Here is a 2,809-nt window from a genome sequence, read left to right as displayed (position 1 = left end):
ACAATCGACGATCCGACGCCGACTTCACCCATCCACCACGAGGCACGCCGATACCATACCGTCGAACTCGCTAACTGAACGGTATTGAGGCTAAGACAGGCTAAGTTGCCAGAGATGTCAATGGCCATATGGAAGTCGCCGCTGGTGGCCGGGTGAGGTATCCACTGGTGGCCAGGAAAAGTCCCCACCCCCTTGCTGGGGTGGGTGGTTAGTTCAGGGTTGTTCACCTCGCTTGGTTCGGTTTCTCATGCGGTAGGAGTCGCCGTCGGTGATGACGACGGTGGCGTGGTGCAGCAGTCGGTCGAGGATGCTGGCGGCGGTGGTGTGTTCGGGCAGGAACCGGCCCCATTGCTCGAACGGCCAGTGCGAAGCGACTGCCAGGGAGTGGCGTTCGTAGGCGGCCGCGACCAGGCGGAACAGCAGTTGGGTGCCGGTGTCGTCCAAGGGTGCGAACCCGATTTCGTCGAGGATGAGCAGGTCCGCGCGTAGCAGGGTGTCGATGACTTTGCCGACGGTGTTGTCGGCCAGGCCGCGGTAGAGGGTGTCGATCAGGTCGGCGGCGGTGAAATACCGGACCTTGTGCCCGGCGGTGACCGCGGCATGCCCGAGTCCGATCAGGGTGTGGCTCTTCCCGGTGCCCGGCGGGCCGATCAATGCCAGATTCTGTTGCGCGCGAACCCATTCCAAACTCGACAGGTAGTCGAATGTTGCTTGCGGGATCGAGGAGGCCGCGACGTCGAAGCTGTCGAGGGTCTTGGTGATAGGGAACGCGGCGGCCTTGAGCCGGTTGCGGGCGTTGGAGGCATCGCGGGCGGCCAGTTCGGTGTCGAGCAGGGTGCGCAGCACCTCTTCCGGGGTCCAACGCTGGGTCTTGGCGACGGCGAGGACTTCAGGGGCGGTGCGGCGGATGGCTGCCAGTTTCAACCGGCGTAGCCCGGCGTCGAGATCGGCCGCCAGTTCCGGGATCGGTTTGGGTGCAGCTGTTTTCGATCGAGTGGTGGTCATGCTCCGCTCCCGTCGCGGGAGATTTTGTAAGCGTCGAGCGACCGGGTGGGTGCGGTGGGCAGGTCCAGCACCAGTGCGTCTCCGGCCGGGCGGGGCTGCGGGGTTCCGGTGCCGGCGGCCAGGATGGAGCGGACGTCGGCGGCGCGGAACCGTTTGAACGCCACCGCCCGTCGCAGTGCCGCGATCAGGGCCTGCTCGCCGTGCGCCGCGGCGAGAGCGAGCAGGATCTCCAACTCGGCAGCCAGGCGGCTGTTGCCCTGGGCCGCCGCGCCGACCAGGAATGCTTCGGCGTCTTCGCCGAGAGCGCAGAACTGTTGCTCGACAGTGGTTTTCGGGCGTGGGCCACGATTCGGTGCGGGACGGGGCCCGTCGTAATGGGCATCGAGAATCGATGCCTCGCCGGGGGCGACCAACTCGTGTTCGGCCACGATCACCCCGGTCGCGGGTTCGAGCACCAGCAACGCGCCGTGATCGACAACGATCTGGACTGCTTCGCCGATCAGGCGGGTGGGCACCGAATAGCGGGCCGACCCATAGCGAACACAGGACAGTCGGTCGACCTTGCGGTTCTCCGTTGCCGCGCCGATCTCCATTCGCAGAGACGGCAATGGCGTCAACAACTCTCGCTCGGTTTCCAGGCGCTGGTTGGGGACCGCGCAGATCTCCGAATGCGCCAGCGAATTCACCTCCGCGCACCAGGTTTTCGCCGCCGCGTTGGCCTCGCGCAGCCCGAGGGTTCGGCCGGTCATGGCAGCTTCGGTGAGCAACGGGACCGCCAGGTCGCGTTGGGCATACCCGCAGAGGTTCTCCACGATGCCTTTCGACTGCGGGTCGGCAGCGCGGCAGAAGTCCGGGACGAAGCCGTAATGTGTTGCGAACCTGATGTATTCGGGGGTCGGGACCACGACATCTGCGACCACCCCGGCCTTCAGACAGCCCATCCGGTCGGCCAGCACCTTGGCCGGGACCCCGCCGATCGCGGCCAGGGCCTCGGCGATCATCGCCAGCGTCGTGGACTGTTTCTGGTCGGCGGCGAAGGCGGCGAAGCGCCACCGCGAGAACGCGAGCACCGCGCAGAACACCTGTAATCCCGGCGCGGCCTCGGCCCAATCGATCACCAGATACTCACCCGGCGACCACACCGCCGGACGCCGACCGCGATGATTATCCCTGCGCCACAACGCTTTCTGCTCGGCCACCAAGCGGCGGAAGTTCCGCGGCGACCCCTCGTAACCGGCGGCGCGCGCGATCGGCATCAGCCGTTTGGCCGAGATCCGGCCCTTCGACTTCGCGACCCGCTCACCGACCAGCTCGGCGACAAGGTCGAAATTCCGCGGCCTCGCCGCCGGTGCTGCGCCGCCGGCTGCGGCCCGCTCGACGACTCGTTTCACCGTTTTGTGGGTGGTGCCGCACAATTCGGCCGCACCTCGATACGTTCCGACCTCTCGATAGGCGGAAATGATGTCCATTCGCTCCCTCGCAGACTTCAATGGAACTCCCTGGGCGGTGATGTGACAGTTGGCGCTATCACCGTCACCGCCCAGGCCACGAGTTCCGGGCTGACACGACGAGCAAGGGGAAATGGGGACTTCTACCTGGCCGCCAGCGGGGACCTACCGCGGCTCTGGCGCGAACTCCGTGATGGCGCTGTTCGGCGTGTTGCCGCTGGATCCGGGCTGGGGTGGGTGAGGGTGTGAAGCGTGGTTTAATGATGCGGCTCGAATGTTGTTGCCGCACTTGGATGATCTGGTCATCGTCGACGTTCGGCGGGATCGGAATGCCGTGACGATCGAAGCCGCCGTTG

General features: G+C 65.9%; 2 protein-coding genes. Both read right to left on the bottom strand.

All coding sequences use genetic code 11. The features are described from left to right. Nucleotides 1-213 precede the first annotated feature (213 nt). Nucleotides 214-1,005, bottom strand: coding sequence for an IS21-like element helper ATPase IstB (gene istB, locus ACFXN1_RS51635; protein ID WP_379446690.1), 792 nt, complete (start codon nucleotides 1,003-1,005; stop codon nucleotides 214-216). Next, entirely contained in the window at nucleotides 1,002-2,495 is a 1,494-nt protein-coding gene (gene istA / locus ACFXN1_RS51630; protein WP_379446691.1) for an IS21 family transposase, read from the bottom strand. Before istA ends, istB begins: the two co-directional genes overlap by 4 nt. Nucleotides 2,496-2,809 lie beyond the last annotated feature (314 nt).

The sequence above is a fragment of the Nocardia sp. NPDC059154 genome, from assembly GCF_042755705.1.
Classification (GTDB): Bacteria; Actinomycetota; Actinomycetes; order Mycobacteriales; family Mycobacteriaceae; genus Nocardia.
Note: the sequence above shows the minus strand (reverse complement) of the source record. Positions and strands in the feature narration are given on the sequence as shown.